Annotated in this window: 18 protein-coding genes and 1 tRNA gene; 3 read left to right on the plus strand and 16 right to left on the minus strand. The window is 52.4% G+C overall.

The features are described 5' to 3' along the window. Window positions 1–203: 203 nt before the first annotated feature. The 12 genes from ACQ9LF_RS12180 to ACQ9LF_RS12235 form a co-directional block, all read right to left on the minus strand. Window positions 204–1,397: a tyrosine-type recombinase/integrase gene (locus ACQ9LF_RS12180; RefSeq protein ID WP_462489686.1), complete on the minus strand. Its 1,194-nt coding sequence runs from the start codon at window positions 1,395–1,397 to the stop codon at window positions 204–206. A 105-nt stretch (window positions 1,398–1,502) separates the two neighbouring features. Then, window positions 1,503–1,575: transfer RNA gene (locus ACQ9LF_RS12185), tRNA-Ala, on the minus strand. Between the two features lie 110 nt (window positions 1,576–1,685). After that, entirely contained in the window at window positions 1,686–2,906 is a 1,221-nt protein-coding gene (locus tag ACQ9LF_RS12190) for a CCA tRNA nucleotidyltransferase (RefSeq protein WP_462489687.1), read from the minus strand. A 24-nt stretch (window positions 2,907–2,930) separates the two neighbouring features. Further along, a complete protein-coding gene (locus tag ACQ9LF_RS12195) occupies window positions 2,931–5,231 on the minus strand; it encodes a GH92 family glycosyl hydrolase (protein WP_462489688.1) in 2,301 nt (766 codons plus the stop codon). Window positions 5,232–5,500: 269 nt separating this feature from the next. Then, window positions 5,501–6,913 (minus strand): DUF6055 domain-containing protein, encoded by a 1,413-nt coding sequence (locus ACQ9LF_RS12200; protein ID WP_462489689.1) that lies wholly within the window; start codon window positions 6,911–6,913, stop codon window positions 5,501–5,503. A gap of 56 nt (window positions 6,914–6,969) precedes the next feature. Beyond that, window positions 6,970–7,950 carry a glycoside hydrolase family 43 protein gene (locus ACQ9LF_RS12205; protein ID WP_462489690.1) on the minus strand — a complete coding sequence of 327 codons (981 nt, stop codon included), beginning with the start codon at window positions 7,948–7,950 and terminating at the stop codon, window positions 6,970–6,972. 219 nt (window positions 7,951–8,169) lie between these two features. Then, window positions 8,170–8,772, minus strand: coding sequence for a Maf family protein (locus ACQ9LF_RS12210; RefSeq protein WP_462489691.1), 603 nt, complete (start codon window positions 8,770–8,772; stop codon window positions 8,170–8,172). Between the two features lie 4 nt (window positions 8,773–8,776). Next, window positions 8,777–9,895 (minus strand): hypothetical protein, encoded by a 1,119-nt coding sequence (locus ACQ9LF_RS12215; RefSeq protein ID WP_462489692.1) that lies wholly within the window; start codon window positions 9,893–9,895, stop codon window positions 8,777–8,779. A gap of 282 nt (window positions 9,896–10,177) precedes the next feature. Beyond that, window positions 10,178–11,218, minus strand: coding sequence for a glycoside hydrolase family 43 protein (locus ACQ9LF_RS12220; RefSeq protein WP_462489693.1), 1,041 nt, complete (start codon window positions 11,216–11,218; stop codon window positions 10,178–10,180). A gap of 142 nt (window positions 11,219–11,360) precedes the next feature. Then, window positions 11,361–12,026: a class I SAM-dependent methyltransferase gene (locus ACQ9LF_RS12225; protein WP_462489694.1), complete on the minus strand. Its 666-nt coding sequence runs from the start codon at window positions 12,024–12,026 to the stop codon at window positions 11,361–11,363. A gap of 60 nt (window positions 12,027–12,086) precedes the next feature. Continuing rightward, the gene (gene amrA, locus ACQ9LF_RS12230) at window positions 12,087–12,656 is read right to left on the minus strand and encodes an AmmeMemoRadiSam system protein A (RefSeq protein WP_462489695.1); all 570 of its coding nucleotides are present in this window, start codon (window positions 12,654–12,656) and stop codon (window positions 12,087–12,089) included. A 52-nt stretch (window positions 12,657–12,708) separates the two neighbouring features. Further along, window positions 12,709–13,344, minus strand: a complete 636-nt coding sequence (locus ACQ9LF_RS12235; RefSeq protein ID WP_462489696.1) for a YqaA family protein — start codon at window positions 13,342–13,344, stop codon at window positions 12,709–12,711. 93 nt (window positions 13,345–13,437) lie between these two features. Between ACQ9LF_RS12235 and ispE the strand changes: the two genes are divergently transcribed. Together ispE and ACQ9LF_RS12245 are read left to right on the plus strand one after the other, a co-directional pair. Continuing rightward, window positions 13,438–14,331 carry a 4-(cytidine 5'-diphospho)-2-C-methyl-D-erythritol kinase gene (ispE, locus tag ACQ9LF_RS12240; RefSeq protein WP_462489697.1) on the plus strand — a complete coding sequence of 298 codons (894 nt, stop codon included), beginning with the start codon at window positions 13,438–13,440 and terminating at the stop codon, window positions 14,329–14,331. 19 nt (window positions 14,332–14,350) lie between these two features. Further along, a complete protein-coding gene (locus ACQ9LF_RS12245; RefSeq protein WP_462489698.1) occupies window positions 14,351–14,770 on the plus strand; it encodes a septation protein SpoVG family protein in 420 nt (139 codons plus the stop codon). A 189-nt stretch (window positions 14,771–14,959) separates the two neighbouring features. On the opposite strand, the gene ACQ9LF_RS12250 is transcribed toward ACQ9LF_RS12245, so the two are convergent. Further along, a complete protein-coding gene (locus tag ACQ9LF_RS12250) occupies window positions 14,960–15,256 on the minus strand; it encodes a hypothetical protein (protein ID WP_462489699.1) in 297 nt (98 codons plus the stop codon). Between the two features lie 647 nt (window positions 15,257–15,903). Here ACQ9LF_RS12250 and ACQ9LF_RS12255 point away from each other — a divergent pair. Next, window positions 15,904–17,535, plus strand: coding sequence for a sigma-70 family RNA polymerase sigma factor (locus ACQ9LF_RS12255; protein ID WP_462489700.1), 1,632 nt, complete (start codon window positions 15,904–15,906; stop codon window positions 17,533–17,535). Here the strand turns inward: ACQ9LF_RS12255 and ACQ9LF_RS12260 are convergent. The 3 genes from ACQ9LF_RS12260 to ACQ9LF_RS12270 all read right to left on the minus strand — a co-directional run bounded on the left by ACQ9LF_RS12260 (window position 17,525) and on the right by ACQ9LF_RS12270 (window position 21,783). Beyond that, a complete protein-coding gene (locus ACQ9LF_RS12260; RefSeq protein WP_462489701.1) occupies window positions 17,525–19,876 on the minus strand; it encodes a glycoside hydrolase family 95 protein in 2,352 nt (783 codons plus the stop codon). The two genes, ACQ9LF_RS12255 and ACQ9LF_RS12260, sit on opposite strands and share 11 nt — an antisense overlap. A gap of 194 nt (window positions 19,877–20,070) precedes the next feature. Continuing rightward, window positions 20,071–21,051 carry a biotin synthase BioB gene (gene bioB, locus ACQ9LF_RS12265; protein WP_462489702.1) on the minus strand — a complete coding sequence of 327 codons (981 nt, stop codon included), beginning with the start codon at window positions 21,049–21,051 and terminating at the stop codon, window positions 20,071–20,073. A 174-nt stretch (window positions 21,052–21,225) separates the two neighbouring features. Further along, entirely contained in the window at window positions 21,226–21,783 is a 558-nt protein-coding gene (locus tag ACQ9LF_RS12270) for an HYExAFE family protein (protein ID WP_462489703.1), read from the minus strand. Window positions 21,784–21,939: the final 156 nt, after the last annotated feature.

The raw sequence follows: 21,939 nt of genomic DNA on the forward strand, positions 1-21,939 counted from the left end.
GGCCTGCCTTATCATCACCCTCAGGAGGTTATGAAATGGCTTCTAATATTCTGTGAAAATGATTTGCATAAATGACAGAAAAAAAGACCGCCCGTACTTCGCAGAAGGAGGAGGAAGTCGGTGTACTTCCCAGGGCTACTGAAGTTACGGGCGGCAGAAGGAGCTTTTTGTGAATTATATTTGGCTTTGATTTCGTGTCAACTTTATCCATATTTTCTGGCCGCATCAATCGCCCGCCGCAGGTCTTTTTCGGCGTAGATTTCGGTGGTCTGAAGTCGTTTATGGCCTAAAGCAGCTTTGGCGGTTTCGACACCATCCAACGAGGCAATGACTGTTGCGTGAGTATGTCTGATCTGGTGGGGATGCCAGAGGGGGATTTGCCGGGATTCGTATAGCTTTTCCCATTGATCCGGCGATTCCTCCTTACATTTTTGTTTGATGTCCCTGTTTGCCGCATTCAATGCCCGTCTGATGGCTCTGCCGTAGGTGTCCTTGTCATAGCGGGGGCGGTAATTCATCGGCTGTCGACCGCGGTCCAATTGGGCCTTGGCTGGAGTAAAGCAGAAGGCCTGAGGATCTCCGATCAGATATTTGCAGAGCACGGCCTGGGCCTGGGGGCCTAAAGCCACTTTTCTTTCGTAATTGTCAAGGTGTTCCCCTTTGAAAATCAAAGGGGTGTAGACCCAGATATCATTGGTCCTGTCGACGTCCACGGGCCGGATAACACAAAGCTCCGTGGATCGCATTCCGGTCAATCGCTGTAGGCGTACCATATCCGCAACCGTTTGGCTCAGGTAGGGCAGTACAGCTTCGATGTGTGCATCGGCAACGGGTCTGATCTTTTTAGTTTCTCGGGCTTCTGAGCGGCCCCGGTGAAGGCTTTCGACGGTAGCCAGGGACTGATAGAGATGGATCGGAATGAGTTGCTCGCTGGCCCCCCATTTAAACATCCGGACGATCATTCTGATCCGCTGGTTGATCACCCCCCGGGTCCAGTCCTTTTCTTTGATCATCAATGACCGTAAGGCTTTTAATTTCATAGGGCCAAAGTCTTCAATGGGCATGGTTTGATAGTTGGATCGCAGAAACTCTATTGCATACTTGATATTACCGGGTTCTTTGGAATTGTAATATTTTTTGATGTACGAATTATATGCCCGGATCAGATCCGCAATTGTTTTCACCTGAGTCTGTTTGACTTCTGTATTATTGTAAATGTGCTGAGACAATAACTCTTCCGCCAAGGCCTTGGCTATCCCCAAATCTTTTGTCGCATGATTGGAGCCGATGGGCTTTAAAGGGATTGCTTTTCGCTCGGTTTCCCCAGGCAATATTCCCCGCCAGTAATACCGGCCATTATTCAAAAACACCGAACCGATAGACTTTTTTCTAACCATAAATTCCTCCATTTGTCATAAAAGTGTCATAAAATGGATTTAAGGCTATTTAGGTATAAATTGGCTTGTTTTCGTAAATCCTTCTTTTTCAGGGGGTTATATCAATGGAGCCAATGAGATTCGAACTCACGACCTCTTGCATGCCATGCAAGCGCTCTCCCAACTGAGCTATGGCCCCGACAGATTCTGGTTTGTACCATAAAATTTCAGCGATGACAAGAGCTTGTTGACGAAAATTTACAAATTTTTGAGCGTTTCAACGGGCCGGCTGTATTTTTGCTATGTTCTTTATTTGTATGTACTTAGGTTTTTATCGAGCCATTTTTGGACCCATTTTCGGGCCTGTTCTTCGGTGGTAATCTGCTCGGAAAGCTGGGCAATATACATCTCCCGGCTGAGTCGGCCAACCATCGGGCCGGGCAAGGCGCCGAGAGCTATCAGGGCATGCCCATCCAGCAATGGTCTGGGAGCGATGTCTTTTCCCTGGAGGTCCCTGAGCCGCTGTTTGATTCGGGTCAGGCCGGCGCGAGGGGCTTTTTGGGCCTTTTGGATGGCTTTTTCCAGGTCGAATAAATCCTGAAACAACGGTTGGGCTGCCAGCATCTTGAGTTGAGCCAGAGGGATATTGCCGTCGGCCAAGTGCCCCCGATGCTTCAACAGGAAAGCCACCTGTTTGACCAAAGCGCGGCTGGGCTTTAATCGTTCCACCATCTTGAGTGCCTGCTGCACATCAAGGCCGGCGAACAGTGCGGCCAGGGCCAGGGGGGTGTCTGCATTTTTAGGCAGGTAACCCATCACCGATAATCCATATTCAACCTGCTGCGGGGTGAATCCGGGAAACATGTGAGCCATCAGGCCGCTGGTCTGAAGATAAGCCGCTCCCTGTTTTCGGTTGGGATGAGTCAGGATGCCTTCCAGTTCATTGGCGACGCGTTCGGCGCTGATACGGGTAATGCGGTCGGCCAGCTGACCTATTGCATCCCAAGTGGCTGATTCAATGGCAAAATCGAATCGGACAGCAAACCGAATTGCCCGCAGCATCCGCAGGTAATCCTCAGCAAACCGCTCACGGGCCGGGCCGATGGTGCGGAGGATTCGCCGCTGGATGTCCTGCTGGCCGCCGACAAAGTCGTGTATCTGCCGGCTGAGGGGGTCAAAAAACATTCCGTTGATGGTAAAGTCCCGTCGATAGGCATCTTCTTTGGCTGTGGCAAATTCAACCTGATCGGGATGGCGGCCGTCGGCATAGCCGTGTTCGGTGCGAAAGGTGGCAACCTCGACCTGTTTGCCGTCGGTCAGAACCATGATGACTCCGAACTGGGCACCGATGGCCAGGGTTCGTCGGAACAGCCTGATAATCTGCTGCGGCAAGGCATCGGTAACGACGTCATAGTCTTTGGGACGGCGGCCCAGCAGCATATCGCGCACACAGCCTCCGGCGTAAAAGGCCTGAAAGCCTGTTTGTCTGAGCCGTTTGACAATGTGTAATGCAGCAAGACGATTGGACACGGTGGCGATCCTGTAATCCTGTTGCTATTGACTACTCGACAGGCCCGCAGTGCCCCATTGCGTGTTGGGTTGCGGCCCCATGACAAAATGCAGGGTGCCGCCGTTTTTGAGTTCGCTGTAGGGCAGGAAGGGGCTGTTCCAGTCTTTTCCGTTGAGGCGGACGGACTGGATATAGATATTCTGGTCGGACAGATTATCGGCGGTTATGACCAAGGATTTGCCGTTGGAAAGGTGCATCGTGATGTGCTTGATCTGGGGGGCGCCGATGACATAGTAGTCGCTGGCCGGGGCGACCGGATAGAAGCCCATGCAGGTGAACAGATACCAGGCCGACATCTGGCCGCAGTCATCGTTGCCGGTCAGAGAATGAGGTTTGTTGCCATACTGGGTTTTGATGACCGTGTTGAGCAGCTTCTGAGCCTTCCAGGGCTGCCCGGCATACGCATAGAGGTAGATGATATGATGGCTTGGTTCGTTGCCATGCCAGTATTCACCGATGCGGCCAAAGATGTCATCGACTTCTTTGTCCCCGTTTTTGGGAGAATTGAGCACGAAAAGCTGGTCCAGCCGATCGAGGAAGGCTTCTTTGCCGCCCATCAACTGAATCAGTCCCGGCACATCATGCGGTACATACCAGCTATACTGCCAGCTGGTTCCTTCGGTGAAGTCGCCGCCCTGCACAAAGCCCTGGGGATCAAAGGGCGTTCGCCAGTTGCCCTGTGAATCGCGGCCTCGCATAAAGCCGGTTTGGCGGTCATAGATATTTTTATAGTAACCGGCCCGCTTCATAAAATAATGGTAATCGTCCATCTTGCCGAGGGCTTTGGCCATTTGGGCGACGGCATAGTCGTCATAGGCGTATTCGAGGGTTTTGGAGACGGCTTCGTTTTCCTTGTCAAAGGGGACCCAGCCCAGGCGGGCGAAGTCGGCTACGGCATCATAATCGGGATTCATTGCGGTGGTTTTGACGGCATTGTAGGCACGGAGGGGATCAAAGCCCTTGTTGCCTTTCAAAAACGCGTCGGCGATGACGGGGACGGCATGGTAGCCAATCATACACCAGGTCTCATTACTCTGCAGCTCCCAGACCGGCAGCAGGTGATCGACGCTCTGATCATAGTGGGCCAGCATGGAATTGATCATATCTGCATTCCGCCGGGCCTGAATCAGCGCAAACAGCGGATGCGTGGCGCGATAGGTATCCCACAGAGAGAATACGGTATATTTGTCAAAACCGTCGGCGGTATGGATATTATGGTCGAAGCCGCGATATTGGCCATTGACATCCTGCTGGATATTGGGTGTCAGGAAGGCGTGGTACATGGCGGTATAGAAGGTTTCCTTTTCCTGCTGAGTGCCATCGATGCGAATTCGGGCCAGTTCGTTATCCCATTTTTTACAGGTGTCGCTGACGACCTTTTCGAAATCCCAGCCGGGGATTTCCGTATCGAGGTTCTGGAGGGCGTTGGCGGCACTGACGGAAGAGACGGCGACCTTGACCTGAATGACTTCGCCGGCTTTGGTTTTGTATTTGGCCAGAAAACGCAGGTCTGTGCCGGCGGCTTCCCGACGGCTGCGGAACCGGTAATTGGCGTGGCTGTCATAAATGACCGGCTTGCCGCTGCTGTAAATCAGGGCTTCGTCAAATGGTCTGGAATAGCGGGCGGCATAATAGAGGTGTCGTTCCTTGGCCCAGCCGTTGACTATGTGGAAACCGGTAACAGTGGCATTGTCTTCAATCCGCACGTGCGATTGGGCAATCTTCCAGCGTCCGCCGCTGAGGACATGGGCCAGGTCCGTCATTATGGAGGCTTCCTCGCTGGCGGGGAATGTAAAGCGGAGGATACCTGCTCGCACCCCTGCGGTCAGTTCCGTGGTTACGCCGGATTTCTGGAGCTTGACCCGATAGTAGCCGGCTGAGGCATATTCTTCTTCGTGAGAAAAAGGAGATTGATAACCCTGTTCGGGGTGTTCCTTGTCGCCGGAGACCAGCTCCGGTTTGCCCACCTGCGGGATAAACAGGAAATCACCCAGGTCGGGGATGCCGGTGCCAGACAGATGCGTCAGGCTGAACCCCAGGATTGTCGGGTCAGAATATTCATAACCTGATGCCGTCGCCCACAGGACTTTGTCGGTATCCGGGCTGAGCTGGACCATGCCAAAGGGAGCCGATGGCCCAGGGTACACATTTCCTTCGCCCTGGGTTCCAATCAGCGGACGGATATAGCTGGACAAGGGCGCCTGGTCGCCTTTGGACGCCAGGGCATTCCGATGGCAGGATGCTGCCAGTGAAACGAGAATGCATAATGATGTTTGCCATACCATTTGAGATAACACGTTGGTTCTTACTATCATCGGCGTACACTTTCTCCAGGACATTATGATTTATTGCGTATCACAGCAGGTCAATCCAGACCTTTACTACCGGGATACCGAGTTTGTTGATCTGTTCGTTAGTATAATCGGCTTGACCATAAATAAAAGCATAAATTCTGCCAGCCAGGCTGTTGCTGACATCACGGGGTATGACAGAGTCCAATTAGCCTGTTGCGGTATTGTCTATTTAGCTCCCTTTGGACTGCACGATGCTGCTGTTATGGGGCCGAATTCCCCTGGGGCGGAATGGATTGAATGACCGAATCATCCGGTTTCGTTCCGGCTAAGCGAATCTGGTAGGGCCATTGTTCTTCCGCGGAATTTTCGGTTCTGGCTCCCCGGCGGCCCGCGATTGGCCAGTGTTCCGTCGGTGCCCCCATCACCACCAGCCACAAAAAGTCCGTATCTTGCGGCACTTTAAATTCCAAGGTGCCTTCTGAATCCTTGTGCATCTGCCCATAAACCCGGCTGCCGTCCTTCAACGAAGCGACAAAACCATACCGCCAGCCGGCCTTGTCCGTTTTGACCGCATGGTAGCCTTCGGCTCCGGCGATTCCCTTGAATGTCAGGCTCACTGTCGTTCCAGCTGCCGGCACAGTGAGCTTGATGCCGTTGTATCCGTAATTTTGTGGGCATTTTGCAGGTGCAATGCGGTACCAGCCGTCTCCGATATCCTGCAGCGTACAGGTGTGCTGATTGGCATAGGGTTTGGCCACAGCCTCAATCCGTTTCATATCCCAGGTGATAAACCGCCGGCAGGCATCAAACATCTCGTCGTTGAACTGGTCCTGGGTCAGGCCGTTCAGACGCTTATAGGTCATCACCGGATCCTCGCCAGGCTCGGTGGAGCGGCTTAGAATGCCGAAAAATTCCCGGCCGTGTTTATTGGACCAGTATTCCAGCACATACGGCGAATGATACATGTTAATCGGATGCAAAAACGCATAATGGGTTTGTTTGAGGAAATCAACCAGATGATAGTGTTCAAAGGTCATCCATTCCGGATACACCTGCCAGAGCATATACTGAGCCGACATTTCCATGATGGGGCCGCTCGGGCCGCGTCCGCTGTCAATCCGGGAGAGATACTGAAAACAATGCGCCATTTCATGGGCCAGTGCACCATACGGCTTCGTATGGATTCGAACCGCCGGCGTCCACAGCACCCCGATTTTATTATCGATTCCGCCGCCGTAGGCCGTCCCGTCATCGCCGCCGAATACAATCACCAGCATCTTATAGCGATCCGTCAGCGACTGGCCCTTCTGAACCATCTTCAGCTCGTTGACATAATACTCATAAAAGCGTTCGCATTCGGCCAGCGACTCGGTCGGATTAAACCGCTTTTTGAGGTCCGGATTGCTCATGGGGTCATCGCCATATTCCCTGCTCCAGAAAATTGCGATGTTGTCGCTCTGGACCATCCTTTTAAAACTGTATTCACTGTCATTGCTGGCATAGTCGTTATTGTCAGGCACACGGTCTATTTTTTTGGGCAGGTACAGCTCCTTGGCGGCAGCAGGGGCCTGTTGTGATGACTTGTCGTCGGCGATGACCTGTTGTGCAAAAAAGGGCAAAATAATCGATAGTACAGCGACGGTGGATAAGGTTGAAAGACGGGAAAGAATCATTGCAATTCTCCTCTACCCTGGGGCCTAAAGTTCTGTTGTATCACGTGTCTGCCAGCTTATTGATTATAATCATGTTCCAGTAATTGCCTTGCCTGCTGCTGGCTGATGCGAATCACTGTGCCATGGCGATACCCGCCCGGCGGCACGATATCCTTGCGGATCGAGGTCCACGTTTTCATGTCCTGACTTTCGTAGGCACTCGAATAGTTTTGGCAGGCATAGTATAGCCGGATTTTGTCGCCGATCGGCACCGCACAGGGGCCCTCCGCCCAGCCTTCCTGGGGCGCTGTAATCATGTTTGGATCCACCGTATAAGGCCCGTCCCGGTCCGGAGCCTTTGCCATCAAAATCCCCCGTTTGGGTTCTGCCTGCCGGTCGGCCTTGAAAAATACATAGTATTGCTTGTCCTTGCCGCGATACAGATACGAGTCGATCGCCAGACAGTTGGCATTAAATAACAGTGTTGACGGGGAGAACTGTCGGAAATCCCTGGTCACGGTGTAATAAATCCGGGGATTGGCCCGCCCATCAAACAGGCCCAGTGTCTCCGGGAATTTCCCTGTCACCGACGAGGACCAGTGAATCAGCCATTCTTTATGCTCGCTGTCCCAAAACAGCTCCGGCGCCCAGACAAAATCAGTCTTAGGCTCGTTTTCCATGACGGGGATAATACGTTGTGGGCTCCAATGAATCAGGTCTTTGGAGCTGGCATAGCCGATGCCCTTATGGGTTGCACATCCCCAGGCAATCGTCCACACCAGATGATAGGTCCCGGTTTCATCCCGGGCAATGGAAGGATCACGAAAGACCTCGCCGACTGTCGGTTTGAGTACACTGCGGTCCTGATTGACGACCTGCCATTTGAGCCCATCCTGACTGACCGCCAGATGCAGGCCCTCGGTCTGGTCGTGTTCAGAATGGGACGTCATCAAAAACCAGTCCCCGTCAATCGCTGTCGCCTCGCGGGCGGACTGCTGGGCCTGACCCCATTGCCAAAACCCAACCAGAACAACAATACATATCATCCACTGTCTCATTGTACCATTCCTTAAAAAGATTTCCGCTATCATAACTCCGGAGGACTTTGTTTTTCAACAGATTTCTTGCTGCCCCCATCCAGTATGGTGTCCGAGCCGATTTCTGGTGTTTTGTTTTGGACCGCAATGATATCGGAAACTCGACTGGCAACGGCGAATGCAGCGTCTGGCAAGGCTCAAAAGAGGTCGTTGAGGCGGGGAATCCTTTTTTTCAGGGACTTATGCGGTTTGTATGGGGGCTATGCCGTACTGATCCAGCAGGCGGCTGACCCGCTCCATCGGCAGGCCCATTACGTTGGTAAACGACCCCTCGATGCGGTCCACGAATTCGTCTCCCGTCTCCTGGATGCCGTAGGCACCGGCCTTGCCTTCCCACAGCCCACCGGCAATATGCTCCTGAATCTGCTGTTCGGTCAGCTTTCGCGGATAGACAATCGTCGTATCCGCCTGCACGATTTCAATCGCTCTATTCTTCCAGACCAGCGCCAGCCCCGTAATAACCTTGTGCGGCTTGCTGAACAGCATCCGCGTGATCCGTTCCGCATCGGCGGCATCGGCGGGTTTGCCGATAATCTGCCCGTCAAAATCCACCACCGTATCTGACCCCAGCACGGGCATATCCGGAAATCGCCCGGCTACCTGGCGGGCCTTGGCCAACGCCAGCAGTTGACAATGATCTTCAGACGTTACGCCTGTTTTATCATAGGAGTCCTCATCGACATGGGAAGGCTCTACATGAAATACAAACCCTGCCTTTGCCAGCAGTTCCCTCCGCCGTGGTGAAGCCGATGCCAGGATGAATTGAAATGGTTGTTGTGTCATTCCCTTATTTGTTAATCCGTATATTGTACACGATTTCATTGCAGAATTGGCGATACTGGGTCTCAAAGGGAGCCGTATCGCCGGTGATGTAAGTCTGGAAAAGTTGTGTTGAAATCTGTCGATTCCAGGCCGCCGTCAGCGGAACCTCGCGGTTGGCCGCCGCCTCGGCCAGGCCGGCATCGATCTGCCAGCTGCCCCGCAGGCCGCCCAGCAGCAAGGCATGGTACTGGCTGAGTCGCTGGCCATAATTGTATTCCCGCAGAAACCGCACCAGGGCGTAATTTTGTGCATAAAACGTCATAATAGCTGACTCATTCGAACCATATCCGGCCATCGCCTGTCCGGGATTCATCGTAATTAAATCCGCCAGGGCAATGATGTGTTTCTGCTCCAGAGCCTGTTTGAGTGTCCCGAGGCGAAGCAGGTTATCCTGCGGCCGGAATTCAAATACGCCCTGGTCAAACTGGCAGGTTTCAAACAGTGTCGCGACCCCTTCATCCAGCCAACTGGGCAGCCGATAGCGGAAATGCCGCTGGACAAACTGATGCCATCCTTCGTGTCCCAGAATCGAAAAAGTCTGCTTACGCCCGATATTATATGCCACGCATACGCTATTGAGGGCGTAGGCCCCGCGGCGTATCTGCAAATACACTTCTGCATCCCGGCCGGTAAAGGTCTGGGTGAATGCTTCCCATTCAGCTCGCTGGCCGAACAGGTACGTCTCAAATTTTTCCTTGTCGTTGACCGGCTCGGGTAATTGGCTCTGATAGGCCTTATAGGCCGATTCCACAAAGGCCGGCACCTGCCGCAGCATCAGCGGGTCAGCCAGCGTAGTCTTGATGCGATAGTGGTCGGTCTCGATATAAAGCCCATCCTTGTACTCTTGCCATCGTTCCAGCTTGCGTATCCCCGGCACATCCGCCAGATACTCCGACAGCCGCTGGTGATCCCATTGAATCGAAGCAGAGGATTCGGCCGTTGTGGATTGCAGCGACGGCCCGCACCCGGCCAGGCTTATCGCGACGACAATGATCAATACCCTGCCAAGCAGGGCACACATCTGCCGGACAAAGGTGTGGTGGAAACATACAAAACCAAGTGAATTATCTCCTGACGACCCCATGGTGCACAAACACGAGTTCTGCCCGTTTAACCTCTCCAAAGCAGAACTGTGCCTGGTTTTGCAATTTAAAAGGGAAGTTGCCTGTGTCGTCATATATTAAGCCCGTATATCGCTTACGGTAATTGACCAATAGCCACCTTAGGATACCGAGGAAACATCTTATCCAAATTGACACAAAATTACAAGAAAAATAGTAAAAATGGAGATGTTTTGATATTGGATAATATATGTACGAATTCAAGCCTGCCAAAACGCTTCTGTCGGGCTGCGTAAGACAGCGGATTAGGGAATCGGTTGGGCTTGTACCCCTTCATGTGTAATAATCACAGGCTTGATAAGCCCATTTTTGTCAAATTCCATCTTGTCGATACAGGTTACTCGGTGGTTAGGATGGGTTTCGCTCAGCGGACGGCGATGATACACAATATACCAGTTCTCCGTGCCCGGGACGTGAATCACCGAATGATGGCCAGCGCCTTTGCCGACCTGCGGATTTTGCTGGAGGATTTTGCCGATTCGTTTGAACGGCCCCAGGGGTCCATCGGCGATGGCATAGGCCACACAATAATCCGGCCCGCCCCAGCCGCCTTCGGACCACATAAAGTAATATTTCCCATCCTTTTTAAACATGAAGGGACCCTCGACATACCGCTCTGGCGTTATTTCTTTATACAGCGTTCCATCTTCAAACGGGATCAGGGCGGTAAAATCGTCTTTGAGCTTGGCTACATTGCAATGCTGCCAGCCGCCATAATACATATAATAGGTGCCGTCATCATCTTTAAAGATAAACTGGTCAATCGGCTGTGCTCCATTGACAATATCCTGAATCAGCGGTTTGCCCAGCAGGTCGTGATAGGGGCCTTGCGGCTGGTCGGCCACGGAAACGCCAATGCCGCCGACCTCGCCGGGATGGACGTCATTCGCACTGAAAAACAGGTAATATTTGCCGTCTTTTTCGATTACCCCCGGAGCCCACATTGCCCGTTTGGCCCATGTGACCCGTGTATTATCCAGAATCCGCTCGTGTTTGGTCCAGGTTACCAGGTCATTCGACGAGAAGCAGTCAAAAAATATCTGCTTTTCATAGGCATCCGAATAGGTTGGGAATATCCAATATGTCTTGCCATAGATAATTGCCTCCGGGTCCGCATACCAACCCGGGAAAATCGGATTGCCCGACATGGCCGGCTTTTTGGGTGCCGAAGTCGCCGTCTGAGCTGCCAAAACCCGGTACTGGCTGGAGCCGATTGCAAACACTGCGGTTGCAGAGATTACTGCCAGAATACATAACAACGTCGATAAGTCCATTCGAGTTTTCATATCCAGTTCCTCTGATCAAAGGTTTATCTTTTACAACAGTAGCCCGAATCGCACGTTCTGAGCAATGATGTATACAAAAACCTTCTGATCTTCCTTTGATTGTTGATTATCCATTGTATTAAGCTACGGTTCCAACTGAATTTTATTTCCTGAACAATGCGGACAGCACGCCATACCGCCATGTTGGATTGGACTTGTCGTAAGGGACCGCACGGCGGATACTTTCATACATACCGGGGGCGGATTTTTCAAAATGTCGTTCCATCAGCAGAGTAAGGCCGTTCTTGAAGCGGTCCACGATATCCCAGGAAAAAGTGATAGGTTCCGTTGGCGTTGGGTTATGATTGAGATCCGTTAAGAGTAAAAACACCCCCGACGGCCTGACCACGCGAATGATTTCTGTGATAGCCTTGTCAAGGTTGTCAACATGGTCCAGAGAGTTGAAAGAGCAGACCACATCGAAGTAATCCGATGGAAATGGAATGGCCTCCGCAGGCGCGGCCACATAGAGCATCTGGTGGTTGTTGATGCCCAGCTCGCTATAGTATCCTGCCAACGGATCCAGACCGACGCGGGATTGTGCGATGGTTGCCCATTCGAGACTGCCTCGCGGGCCGCAGCCGATATCCAGGATGCGTTTGCCCGCATAGAAATCCAGCGGAAACCCAAAATGCTCGGTATAAAAATACTGATAATGGTTATTGGACAGCGTGCCTTCCTTGGCCTTGCAATTGCGCCAGTAAGTCAACTCAAAACTCCCCTTATTTTGGGGTAAAGCGGCCGATGATACATTATTTACAGTTGCCATTTGAACTGTCTCCTGATCAACAGACGGTCATTATTTCGTGCAAAGCCAAGGTATATTGCCTTATATCTTAATCTGTTCCCATCCGGCCCCGAAAACCTCTGCTGTAAACAGATACACCTCCACCCCCGGCTGTTTCCATGCGTCCCAGTCCAGCCCCGCCTTGTGTGCACAGCAGTAGCCCAGAAACTCCTCTTTCGTCCAGCCTGTTTCGGTTGCCACCTGCGGCAGAAAACATCCGCTGTTGTATCCATTGGTAATAAAGATGCCGTGTTTACCCAGTTCCAGGCTCAGCGGGTCACTGGTTTTGACCATCGGCGACAGGACCGAAATTTCAATATTCAATCGCGGCAGTTCCGCCGGCCGGATGGGATTGTGACGGAATCGCGGGTCGCGTCGTGCCGATGACTCGGCCATCTCCCGCACCATTTCAATCAGCGGCTTATCGCCTTCAAAATTGCCGATGCATCCCCTCAGGTCGTCGCCATTTTTCAGCGTCACAAAACAACCCTGATGAGCCAGCAGGGCCGGATCGCTGGTCTTTTCCGGCAGGGGGGCAGGCCGGTGGTTGACCACGGCCTGGACCGTTTGTTTCGCCGTCCTCAGCAAAACCTGTTTTTGTTCTTGGTTCATAAAAACCTCTTTGTTATTCTACGATATCGATGCACGATACACTCCACACTGTCTAATGCTTCATCCACTTGATCGCCATAAATCCGCCAATCAGCAGAATCATAAACGCCAGGCTCAGCCAATTGAAATACTTTTCGATAAACGGCCGCATCGTTTCGCCTTTCCAGCCAAACAGGCCGGCCACAAGAAAAAATCGTGCCGACCGACTCATTGCCGAGGCAATCACAAAGCCCATAAAATGAATTTTGGCAATCCCGGCCGTAATCGTACACACCTTATAGGGCAGGGGAGTAAAGCCGCAGGTAAACACAATCCAGAAATCATACTCGTCGTACCATTTTTGAAACAGATCAAAATTGGCCTGAGTCATGCCGATTCCGCCCAGATGAGCGAACACCCAGGTTCCAATCTGCTGCCAGAGAAACACGCCGATGCAGTAGCCCAGAATCCCCCCGAATACCGAGGCCATCGAACAGGTCAGTGCAAAGCGGAGCCATTTTTTGGGTGCCCCCAGCGCCAGCGGCATCAGCAGTACATCCGGCGGTACCGGAAAAAAGCTGGACTCGGCAAAGCTGAGTAAAAACAAAGCCCTTTCGCCGTGCGGGGTATTGGCAAAATGAACCACCCAGTTATACAGCCGTCGGTGCCAGTGCCACCAGGCCACCGGCTGGGTTTGTGTTGATTCCATGGAGTCTCCTGAAAATGCTTTTCTTTTGTCCTGAATCATATATAGTATGACTCCATAAGTCAATTGACAGAATACAGATACAGGAAAGAATCTATGGAACAATTTCACTCCACCGCTGCGGGGCTGACCGTGCTGGCCCCCGCCAAAATCAACCTGACGCTGCTGATTGCCGGAAAACGGCCCGATGGCTACCACGAACTCGAATCGGTGATGGCTAAAATTGACTATTACGATCAGGTTGACTTCCAGTGGGGTACATCCCCCGGCATCGAACTGGTCTGCCAGGGGCCATTCTGGGCACCCGATGGCCCGGATAACCTGGTCTGGCGTGCGGCCCGACTCCTGCTGGATAAGGCCCAAAAAGACCTGTCCGTCAAGATTACCCTCACTAAAAATATCCCCGCCGGCACAGGCCTGGGCAGCGGCAGCTCGGATGCGGCGGCAACCCTGCTGGGCCTGAATCGTTTTGCCCAACTGGGGGTGTGTCATTCGGATATTCATGCGATTGCGGCCTCGCTGGGCAGCGATGTGAATTTTTTCCTCGAAGGCCCATTGGCTTTTTGTACCGGCCGGGGCGAAAAAATCTCGCCTATCTCTGTCGATTATCCGTTTGAAGCCCTTTTGATAGTCCCAAATGTAAATACATCTACTAAAAAGGTTTACGGTAATTATGTGCACGATTCCCAGAGGTATTCCCTTTGGGCATCGCAAATAAATGCATATCTTGACCAAAATAGAGTTGATTTTGCAGCAAAAATGTGCGCAAATATGCTTCAGGAAAGCTGTTTCCGATTACACCCGGACCTTGCGGCCATCCATGAACACGCCGAAAGGCTCACCGGCAAAAAAGTTTGTCTCAGCGGCAGCGGAAGTGCGATGTATTGCTTGCTTGACTCTCAGGACAGCACCCTCATCCAACGTTGCTGCGATACTCTGAAAGCCAAATTCAACTGCATAAGCAGGATCGTACACAACAATAGATGGTAAGTTTTACGAGAGGCAGACAATGGAAATCAGCGAAGTCAGAGTCAAGCTCGTAGCCAATCAGGATGACCGGCTAAAGGCCTTCTGCTCGATGACGCTGGACAATGAATTTGTTGTCCGCGACATTAAGATTATTGAAGGTGCCGGGGGACTTTTTGTGGCCATGCCGTCCCGCAAAATGAGCGATCATTGCAGTAAATGCGGCGGTAAAAATCATCTCCGAGCCAAGTTTTGCAACCATTGCGGCGGTAAACTGCCCGAAAATCGTGCCAGGCAGGATATGGATGGGCGTATGAAACTTCATGCCGATATTGCCCATCCCATCAACGCCGGATGCCGCAAGAAAATCCAGGAGACGATTGTCAAGGCCTTCCATGAAGAAGTCGAAAAGTCCAAACTTCCGGGTTATAAGCCTGTGGAAATGGACACGCCCGACGATTAGGCTGCATTGAATTACACATATCCTGGGGGCATAAGAATGGGGAGAATCAGAGTCCGCCCCCAGTTGACATTGTTTGAGTGGGAAAATCTCTTACTAAAAAATAGGTATTTTTCCTTATGGGCATAAAAAAAAAGCTCCAAAAGGGGAGCTTTTTCGAAGTTTCGTTCAGCAAGAGGCTGAAACGACAGATTAGCCTTCGTGCAGCAGTTCTTCCAGAACCCGATCCATCGCCGCATCCAACTGGTCGTCCAGTTCGGCATCTTTCCGAGAGCAGATTCGTCTGCCCTGTTCCACCTTTTCCTGGCGGATTTCAGGGAGAGCAGCAATAATCCCAAGCAGTCTTCCAAGCGGGGTATTATGGATATTGTCCATAATTTTATCCGCGAAGAAATCCTGCGTCGGATTCGGTAGCTCGAATCGTGCCGGGTCGTGCGGGTCGTTCGTGAAACGGTTCTGCATTTGGTTGTCGTTAAACTTTTGGTCCATACCTTCAATAACCTTGTCTGTTTCGGATCCCAGAACAGGCATCCTTCCTTGTTCCGAATCCGGCAATGCCAGAACAACCGGCGATTGCTTCTGGTGGATGTATCCTCTCTATTCCATAAGAGGTCTTGCTATACCAATTTCGGCGTTTTTATTGAGCTTTGATAAGTTCTTTTTATTGTGGGCCATTTTATCGGAGCAGCTAAAAATTAGGACCCACTATATATTGTAGTACTGGTTTTGACTCACTTATTCCCGCAACAGCGTTCACAGTACTGGTATCGACCTTTGGAGGAAAGAAACTTTAATTCTGTGTCGAATTTCTGGTATTTTCATAAGTGATTGTGTGGTAATTCATTAAGGTGTCTCTGAAAAGATATTGGGGGATTTATTGCTATAAATTCTATTTTTATTGCCCTATATTTACGTTAGCGAGAAATTAAACGGGGAAATGGGGGAAATAGAAAAACATACTATATATTGTTTTGTGCCTAAAAAAACTATTCTTGCTGAAAAAGCCAGTTCGTTTTAAACAAAAATATCCGGTGCAGGGTGAAACGCTGTTGGGGGCGTGCATTCCGGAGAAGAAAGACCTTTTTTTGAGGTGGAGGATTGAAATTACCGCCGGTTTTGCCGATAATGAAAGAGTGATGAAAATTCAGTTATCCAATCCGCTTTTACGGGAATTCTTTGAACAGCTTCGCTTTGTGTCCAAAGAGCAGGAACAGAAGGTGCTCGATGCCGCAGAGTCCTTGCTGATGGTCATTGACCCGGACAGGGAATACCCGTATGATTTTGTCGTCTTTCGTCTGTCGGGTGTCCGTCCTCGCAGCGATGATCTGGGTCAGACTATTCCGGGCAGGCAGATTCTTGCTGATCTGCGTGTGTGGCTGACGATGAAGACGGCTTCGATTGCTATCCCGGCCCCGCCTCAGGCGGAGGGTATTTACACCATTGAGCAGCTTGCCGCAGCGTGCTCGGTTTCGACCAAAACAATCCGCCGGTGGCGGCGGCGTGGTCTGGTGGGGCGGATGTATGTTTTTGCTGATGGTAAGAAACGTCTGGGTTTTTCGGCCTCGATGGTGGAGCAGTTTAAGGCGACTCATGGGGCATTGATCCAGCAGGCCCAGCACTTTCGGCAGCTGTCATCGGCCGAGAAAAAAGGGATTGTTGAGGCCTTTCGTGTCCTGGCTGAACAGCATCCCGACAAGACGCGAAACCAGCTGATCGCCCAGCTTGTTTATCAGACAGGGCGTGCCCGAGAAACCATTCGTTATGTTCTTGCCGGGTACGAAAAACGTCATCCCCACCAACCGCTTCCGATCGCCTCTCGCGGCCGATTCGACCGCAAGGAGATGGCTCAGGTTTATAAATTGTATCGGCAGGGTCAGAAAATCAGCGAATTGGCGGCCCGGTTTCAACGGACGCGGGTGGCCATTTATCGGGGGATCACCCGATGCTGGGCCCATGACCTGCTGTCCCGCAAGATCAGTTATATTCCCAGTCTTGAATTTGAATCTGCCCAGGCGGAACAGACGATTCTGGGGCCGCCCCTTGCATTAGCGGCCGATCCGCACAAGGGGGGGCTGGCACGCCCTCAGGAACAGCAGCTTTTCTGCCGGTATAATTATCTGAAATATCTGGCCGAAACTCTGCGCGGCGGGATTAGGCCGGATCATGCCTCTCTGCAAACCCTCAAAAAAATAGACAAGCTTCTGGATGAGGCAGAACAGATTCGCCGCTTTCTGGTGGAGGTGAATATGCCGCTGGTGGCCGGCATTGCCGGCAAGCATCTGGCGACGGGTGCGGCGATGTCGGAACTGCTCAGCGAGGGGGCTGTTTCGATGATGCGGGCGGTGGATAAGTTTGACTATACCCGCGGGTATCGATTCAGTACCTATGCCAGTTGGGTGATTGCCAAGGACTTTGCCCGCAAAATCCCCGCAGAATCCGCCCGGCTGGACCGTATCACCGGCTCGGACTTGTCCGAATTCAGCGATGATGCCCGTTCCGAGCTGCTGGCCCATGCCGGTGTGCTGGAAAAGGCCAGTCAGGACCTGCGTCAGGTTATCGACAATACTCTGGATGAACGTGAACGCTATGTGGTTATGAATCATTTCGCTATCGACAGCGGTGTGATTCGCAAAAAGCCCAAGACGCTCAAACAGATTGGCGACGAACTGGGACTGACCAAAGAACGCGTTCGGCAAATCGAATTACAGGCCCTTCAGAAACTCCGCCACAGCCTCAGTCCCGAGCAGTTTGATCTGCTTACGGGTTAGACCATACGAATCGTTTTCCCCTGGCCGGTGCGATGGACAGGGTTTGATTGCCGTATCGCAGGGTACAGGGATTGCCGAGTTTGGACTCAATCACAGCTTCGGTCAGCTTGCCCTCTTTCCAGGTCAAATCCACGACAAAGCCGCCGCGAGCACAGAGGCCTTTGACTGAACCGGTGGCCCAGGCCTTCGGCAGGGCAGGCAGCAGATCAATCTGTCCGGCATGGCTTTGCAGGAGCATTTCGGCGATACCGGCAGTGCCGCCGAAGTTGCCGTCAATCTGGAACGGCGGATGGTTGTCGAAGAGGTTGGGAAGCGTGGACTTGGCCAGCAGGGCCTTGAGGTTATCGTAAGCCAGGTTGCCCTCTTTGAGACGTGCCCAGAAATTGATAATCCAGGCCCGGCTCCAGCCGGTATGTCCGCCGCCGTTGGCCAGACGGAAATCGATGCTCTTGTGAATGGCGTTGATGATGTCGGGGGTCTGTTCAAAGGTATATTGTCTGCCGGGGTGCAGGCCGAACAAATGCGACATATGACGATGGCCCGGTTCGGCTTCTTTGAATTCCTGCGACCATTCCATCAGTCGTCCATCGGAAGCGATTTTCGGCAGGGCCAGTTTGTCCAGTGCGTGTTTGACTTCCTCGGTAAAGGCGTCTTGGATGCCCAGAATCGCCGCTGCCTGGAGGCAATTGGTGAACGTATCCCAGACAATTTGCTGGCTCATTGCAGCCCCCATATCTACGCTGGCGTCTTTTCCGGTTGCCGGATCAACAAAGCGGTTTTCCGGAGAGGTTGCCGGGCCGGCGACCCATAGGCCGGTTTTGGGATCCGGCCAGAGGTAATCCAGAAAGAATAATGAGGCCTCTTTGAGGATCGGATAAACCCGCTGCCTGAGAAAGGCCTTGTCTTCGGTGAAGCGATAATGCTCCATAAAATGCTGGGTACTCCAGCCGGCACCGAAAGGCCACATTCCCCAGATGGGCTGGCCGGTGGGAATGGTCCAAAACCAGACATCGGTGGTATGGTGGGCGGTAAATCCGCGGGCATGATAGACCCGTTTGGCTGTTTCCTGGCCGGAAGGCACCATGGCTTCAATGAAGTCAAAGAAGGGTTCGTGGCATTCGGACAGGTTGCAGACTTCTGCGGGCCAGTAATTCATCTGGATATTGATATTGATGTGGTAATCCGCATTCCAGGGTGCTTCCATTTTATCATTCCAGATGCCCTGCAGATTGGCGGGCAGATCCCCCGGGCGAGACGAACAGAGCAGCAGATAGCGTCCGAACTGAAAATACAGGGCGGCCAGATCCGGATCGTCTTGGCCTTTTTTAACAGCTTCCAGCCGCAGGTTGGTGGGGAGGGTTTGCTTGTCCTGTCCTCCGAGGTCCAGGCTGACGCGATTGAACAGCCGCTGGTGCTCCTGAATGTGGTCTTTGCGTATCTGGGGATACTTTTTGCTGACCGCCTGAGCGATTTGTTTGTGGCATTTTGCGGCCAGATCCTCGGTCAGCGGCTGAGTGTAGTTTTTCCGGTTGTAGTCGGTCGCTGCGGCCAGATAGAGCACGACAGAGTCGGCCTTCTGCACCTTGAGGCGATTGTTTTCGGCGACGATGGTTCCATTCTTAATCACAGCCTGAAGGCGGGCATGATAAAATGTGCCCAGATGCTGGCCTTTCTGGCTGGCCTGGCCGGACATCACCAGGGTATCGGAGCGGACGGATTTCGTTTCGAAGTCGGCGGGGCGATCCAACTGGATATAGAAAGTCTGCGACCCGGGTGTATCCGCAGACAGCCAGACGACAAGAACCTGGTCGACGGGACTGCTGAAGACTTCGCGGGTAAAGGTGGTCTGTCCCGCCTTGAAGGTGGTGGTGGCAATCGCTGTGTCCAGATTCAGGCTGCGGCGATATTCCGTAACCGGCCCTTCGGGTAAATGAAAGCTTAATTGCAGATCGCCCAGAGGCTGATAGCTGCGGGGGGAGATTTCCGGCACCAGCACTTCGTTTCGAATCACATTATCCGCCTCGGCATACTTCCCCTCAAAACACAATTTCCGGGCCTTGGCCAATCCCTCAAAGGCTCCCTCCCGCGGCTGGGGGACCGGCGGCCCGGCCCACAGGGAATCTTCATTGAGCTGGAGACGCTCCTTTTCAATGCCGCCAAAGACCATGGCGCCAAGCCGGCCGTTGCCGATGGGCAGGGCCTGTACCCATTGTGCCGCGGGGGTGTCATACCATAGGCTCAGTGGGGCACTGGACTGAGGCTCAGTTTCCGACAAACATAGCCCGCAAAGCAGTATAAGAAGGCCCATACCGATGTGAACAATTGATTGAATACGTTTCATGTCCAGTTCTCCTAAACTCGTTTATCTGATAGATACGGATTGTGCCCCAGAAGTAACAGCGAGTAAAGAGAAATTGGGGCAGAAAAGTCAATGACCCTGTCAGGCTGGTACTCTATGCAAACGCGTTCATCTGACATACGTCCCTGATTATTCATCCAGGTAGGATCAGAGGCATATACGGTTTGGGTTATGTCTTATACCGCCTCCAGGCCCAGATCGGTCAGCATCCGCATATCTTCCTCGACAGATCGGCCGGCCGTGGTCAGGTAATTGCCGCTGATGATGCTGGAGCAGCCGGCATAAAAAATCCAGCTTTGCATATCCCGCAGGTTCAGCACCCGTCCGCCGGCTACTTTGAGATTTGTCCGGGGCAGAATAAATCGATATATTGCGATAATCCGCAGAATCTCCCGGGGGCTTAGCGGTGTCTGGTCGCCCATGGGGGTGCCGGGGATCGGATGCAGGAAATTCAGCGGTGCCATATCTGCATTCAGCTGGCGAATTTGCAGGGCCATATCAATCCGGTCGGCCTCCGACTCGCCGATACCGAACAGTCCCCCAGCACAGACGCCCAGTCCGGCCTCCTGTGATGCCTTAATCGTGCGGATGCGGTCGTCGTAGGTATGGGTTGTGACAATCGTACCGTAATGCGTGCGGGATGTCTCCAGGTTATGGTTGTATCGCCGCATTCCTGCCCTGGCCAACCGCAGAAGCTGCTGTTTGTTCAGTATCCCGAAGCCGCCGCAGACATGAATCCCGACTTCCTCGGTAATCCGGGCAATTAATCCTTCCAGCCGGGTGAGCTCTTTTTCGCTGATGGTCCGGCCGCTATAGACAATCCCGTAATGCGGGACGCCTTTGGCTTTGGCCTCGCGGGCACCGGCCAGAATCTCTTCATCGCTGAGCACTTTGGGCTTTTTTTCCAGATATGTATTATATCGCACGGACTGGGCACAAAAGGCACAATCCTGATCGCATCCGCCCAGTCTGCCCGGCACGATTGAGCAAATCTGAATCCGGTTTCCAAAGTACTGTGTGCGGATTTTATTGGCCCAGTAGAGCAAATCATCCATACTGTCGCGGCTTTCCCGGCATAATGTTTCAATATCGTTCCGCACAATATCCTGACCAGCCAAAACCCTGGCCGCAATTGATTCTATTATTTTATTAACCATTCACTTTCATCGATTAAATATCTACTGTTCCTACTTGAAATATCCCGTTTCGTCGCGGCTAAAGAGCTATCAGCCGCCAGCTTCCAGCACTCTCTTTATCACCGCGGCTGCGTAGGGCAACGTTACCCCGTGAGTACACGGGGCATAAAACGGCCCGTGGCCGTCGCGGAATAATCATACCCGTTGGGTATTTATTTCATTAACAACGACATCGCTGTGCCTGTCCATCCAGTTGGTCAGCGGCACAGCTGCACTTCGAAACTGCCGGGCCGGCAGATAGACCGTATTCCAGCGGAGACTTCGCCGCTTCATATTGTTCCGATATCTATCCAGTTCAATCAGCACAAAAACGTACCGCTGACCTTCGAACTCAAACACCGAAAGGCCGTCCGACTCCACATCCACCTGTGTCAGCCGATAGGCAAAAACGAATCCCGCCTGGCAAGTCTGCCGCTGGGCCACCGCCTGACGCCATTCCAGCAGCCCTTCGATATCCTCGCCGGTGACCCAGGTTTGCAGTCCTTTGAGTCCCACCAGGCTCTGGCCGCGAAACAGTCGTCCCTTGACATCGGCCAGCAGCAGGCCGCCCGGCGTACTGACCGCAAAATCAAAGCTTTTGATTTTATGCCGTCGAAACTGACGCCGACGGGATTGATCTACCGCCCGATAGGGCATCTGGTTTTCATTCAGCCACGCCGCAAAAGCCCGTTCATAATCCTGTCCTTCATTCATTGCCTGCCTTGCTCCCGTTTAAAACTGCACTACTGTACCCGGTTTTGCATCAAAGAGCAATCCTGTGCGAAAAATATCGAATCCGCAGTATCTTTACCCGATTGAAATACAATCTAAGAAATTGATAAATAAAGACTTGCAGTGTCGGGGATAGCG

Origin of the sequence: Anaeroglomus insulsum, from assembly GCF_050689095.1 — a bacterium.
GTDB lineage: Bacteria > Planctomycetota > Phycisphaerae > Sedimentisphaerales > Anaerohalosphaeraceae > Anaeroglomus > Anaeroglomus insulsum.

Excerpts from the sequence above, each read along its gene's own strand:
- ACQ9LF_RS12200 (WP_462489689.1), bottom strand. The coding sequence starts at position 6,913 with ATGATTCTTTCCCGTCTTTCAACCTTATCCACCGTCGCTGTACTATCG.
- ACQ9LF_RS12180 (WP_462489686.1), bottom strand. The coding sequence starts at position 1,397 with ATGGTTAGAAAAAAGTCTATCGGTTCGGTGTTTTTGAATAATGGCCGG.
- ACQ9LF_RS12225 (WP_462489694.1), bottom strand. The coding sequence starts at position 12,026 with ATGGCAACTGTAAATAATGTATCATCGGCCGCTTTACCCCAAAATAAG.
- amrA (WP_462489695.1), bottom strand. The coding sequence starts at position 12,656 with ATGAACCAAGAACAAAAACAGGTTTTGCTGAGGACGGCGAAACAAACG.
- ACQ9LF_RS12235 (WP_462489696.1), bottom strand. The coding sequence starts at position 13,344 with ATGGAATCAACACAAACCCAGCCGGTGGCCTGGTGGCACTGGCACCGA.
- ACQ9LF_RS12250 (WP_462489699.1), bottom strand. The coding sequence starts at position 15,256 with ATGGACCAAAAGTTTAACGACAACCAAATGCAGAACCGTTTCACGAAC.
- ACQ9LF_RS12220 (WP_462489693.1), bottom strand. The coding sequence starts at position 11,218 with ATGAAAACTCGAATGGACTTATCGACGTTGTTATGTATTCTGGCAGTA.
- ACQ9LF_RS12205 (WP_462489690.1), bottom strand. The coding sequence starts at position 7,950 with ATGAGACAGTGGATGATATGTATTGTTGTTCTGGTTGGGTTTTGGCAA.
- ispE (WP_462489697.1), top strand. The coding sequence starts at position 13,438 with ATGGAACAATTTCACTCCACCGCTGCGGGGCTGACCGTGCTGGCCCCC.
- ACQ9LF_RS12210 (WP_462489691.1), bottom strand. The coding sequence starts at position 8,772 with ATGACACAACAACCATTTCAATTCATCCTGGCATCGGCTTCACCACGG.
- bioB (WP_462489702.1), bottom strand. The coding sequence starts at position 21,051 with ATGGTTAATAAAATAATAGAATCAATTGCGGCCAGGGTTTTGGCTGGT.
- ACQ9LF_RS12245 (WP_462489698.1), top strand. The coding sequence starts at position 14,351 with ATGGAAATCAGCGAAGTCAGAGTCAAGCTCGTAGCCAATCAGGATGAC.
- ACQ9LF_RS12215 (WP_462489692.1), bottom strand. The coding sequence starts at position 9,895 with ATGGGGTCGTCAGGAGATAATTCACTTGGTTTTGTATGTTTCCACCAC.
- ACQ9LF_RS12270 (WP_462489703.1), bottom strand. The coding sequence starts at position 21,783 with ATGAATGAAGGACAGGATTATGAACGGGCTTTTGCGGCGTGGCTGAAT.
- ACQ9LF_RS12260 (WP_462489701.1), bottom strand. The coding sequence starts at position 19,876 with ATGAAACGTATTCAATCAATTGTTCACATCGGTATGGGCCTTCTTATA.
- ACQ9LF_RS12195 (WP_462489688.1), bottom strand. The coding sequence starts at position 5,231 with ATGGTATGGCAAACATCATTATGCATTCTCGTTTCACTGGCAGCATCC.
- ACQ9LF_RS12255 (WP_462489700.1), top strand. The coding sequence starts at position 15,904 with ATGAAAATTCAGTTATCCAATCCGCTTTTACGGGAATTCTTTGAACAG.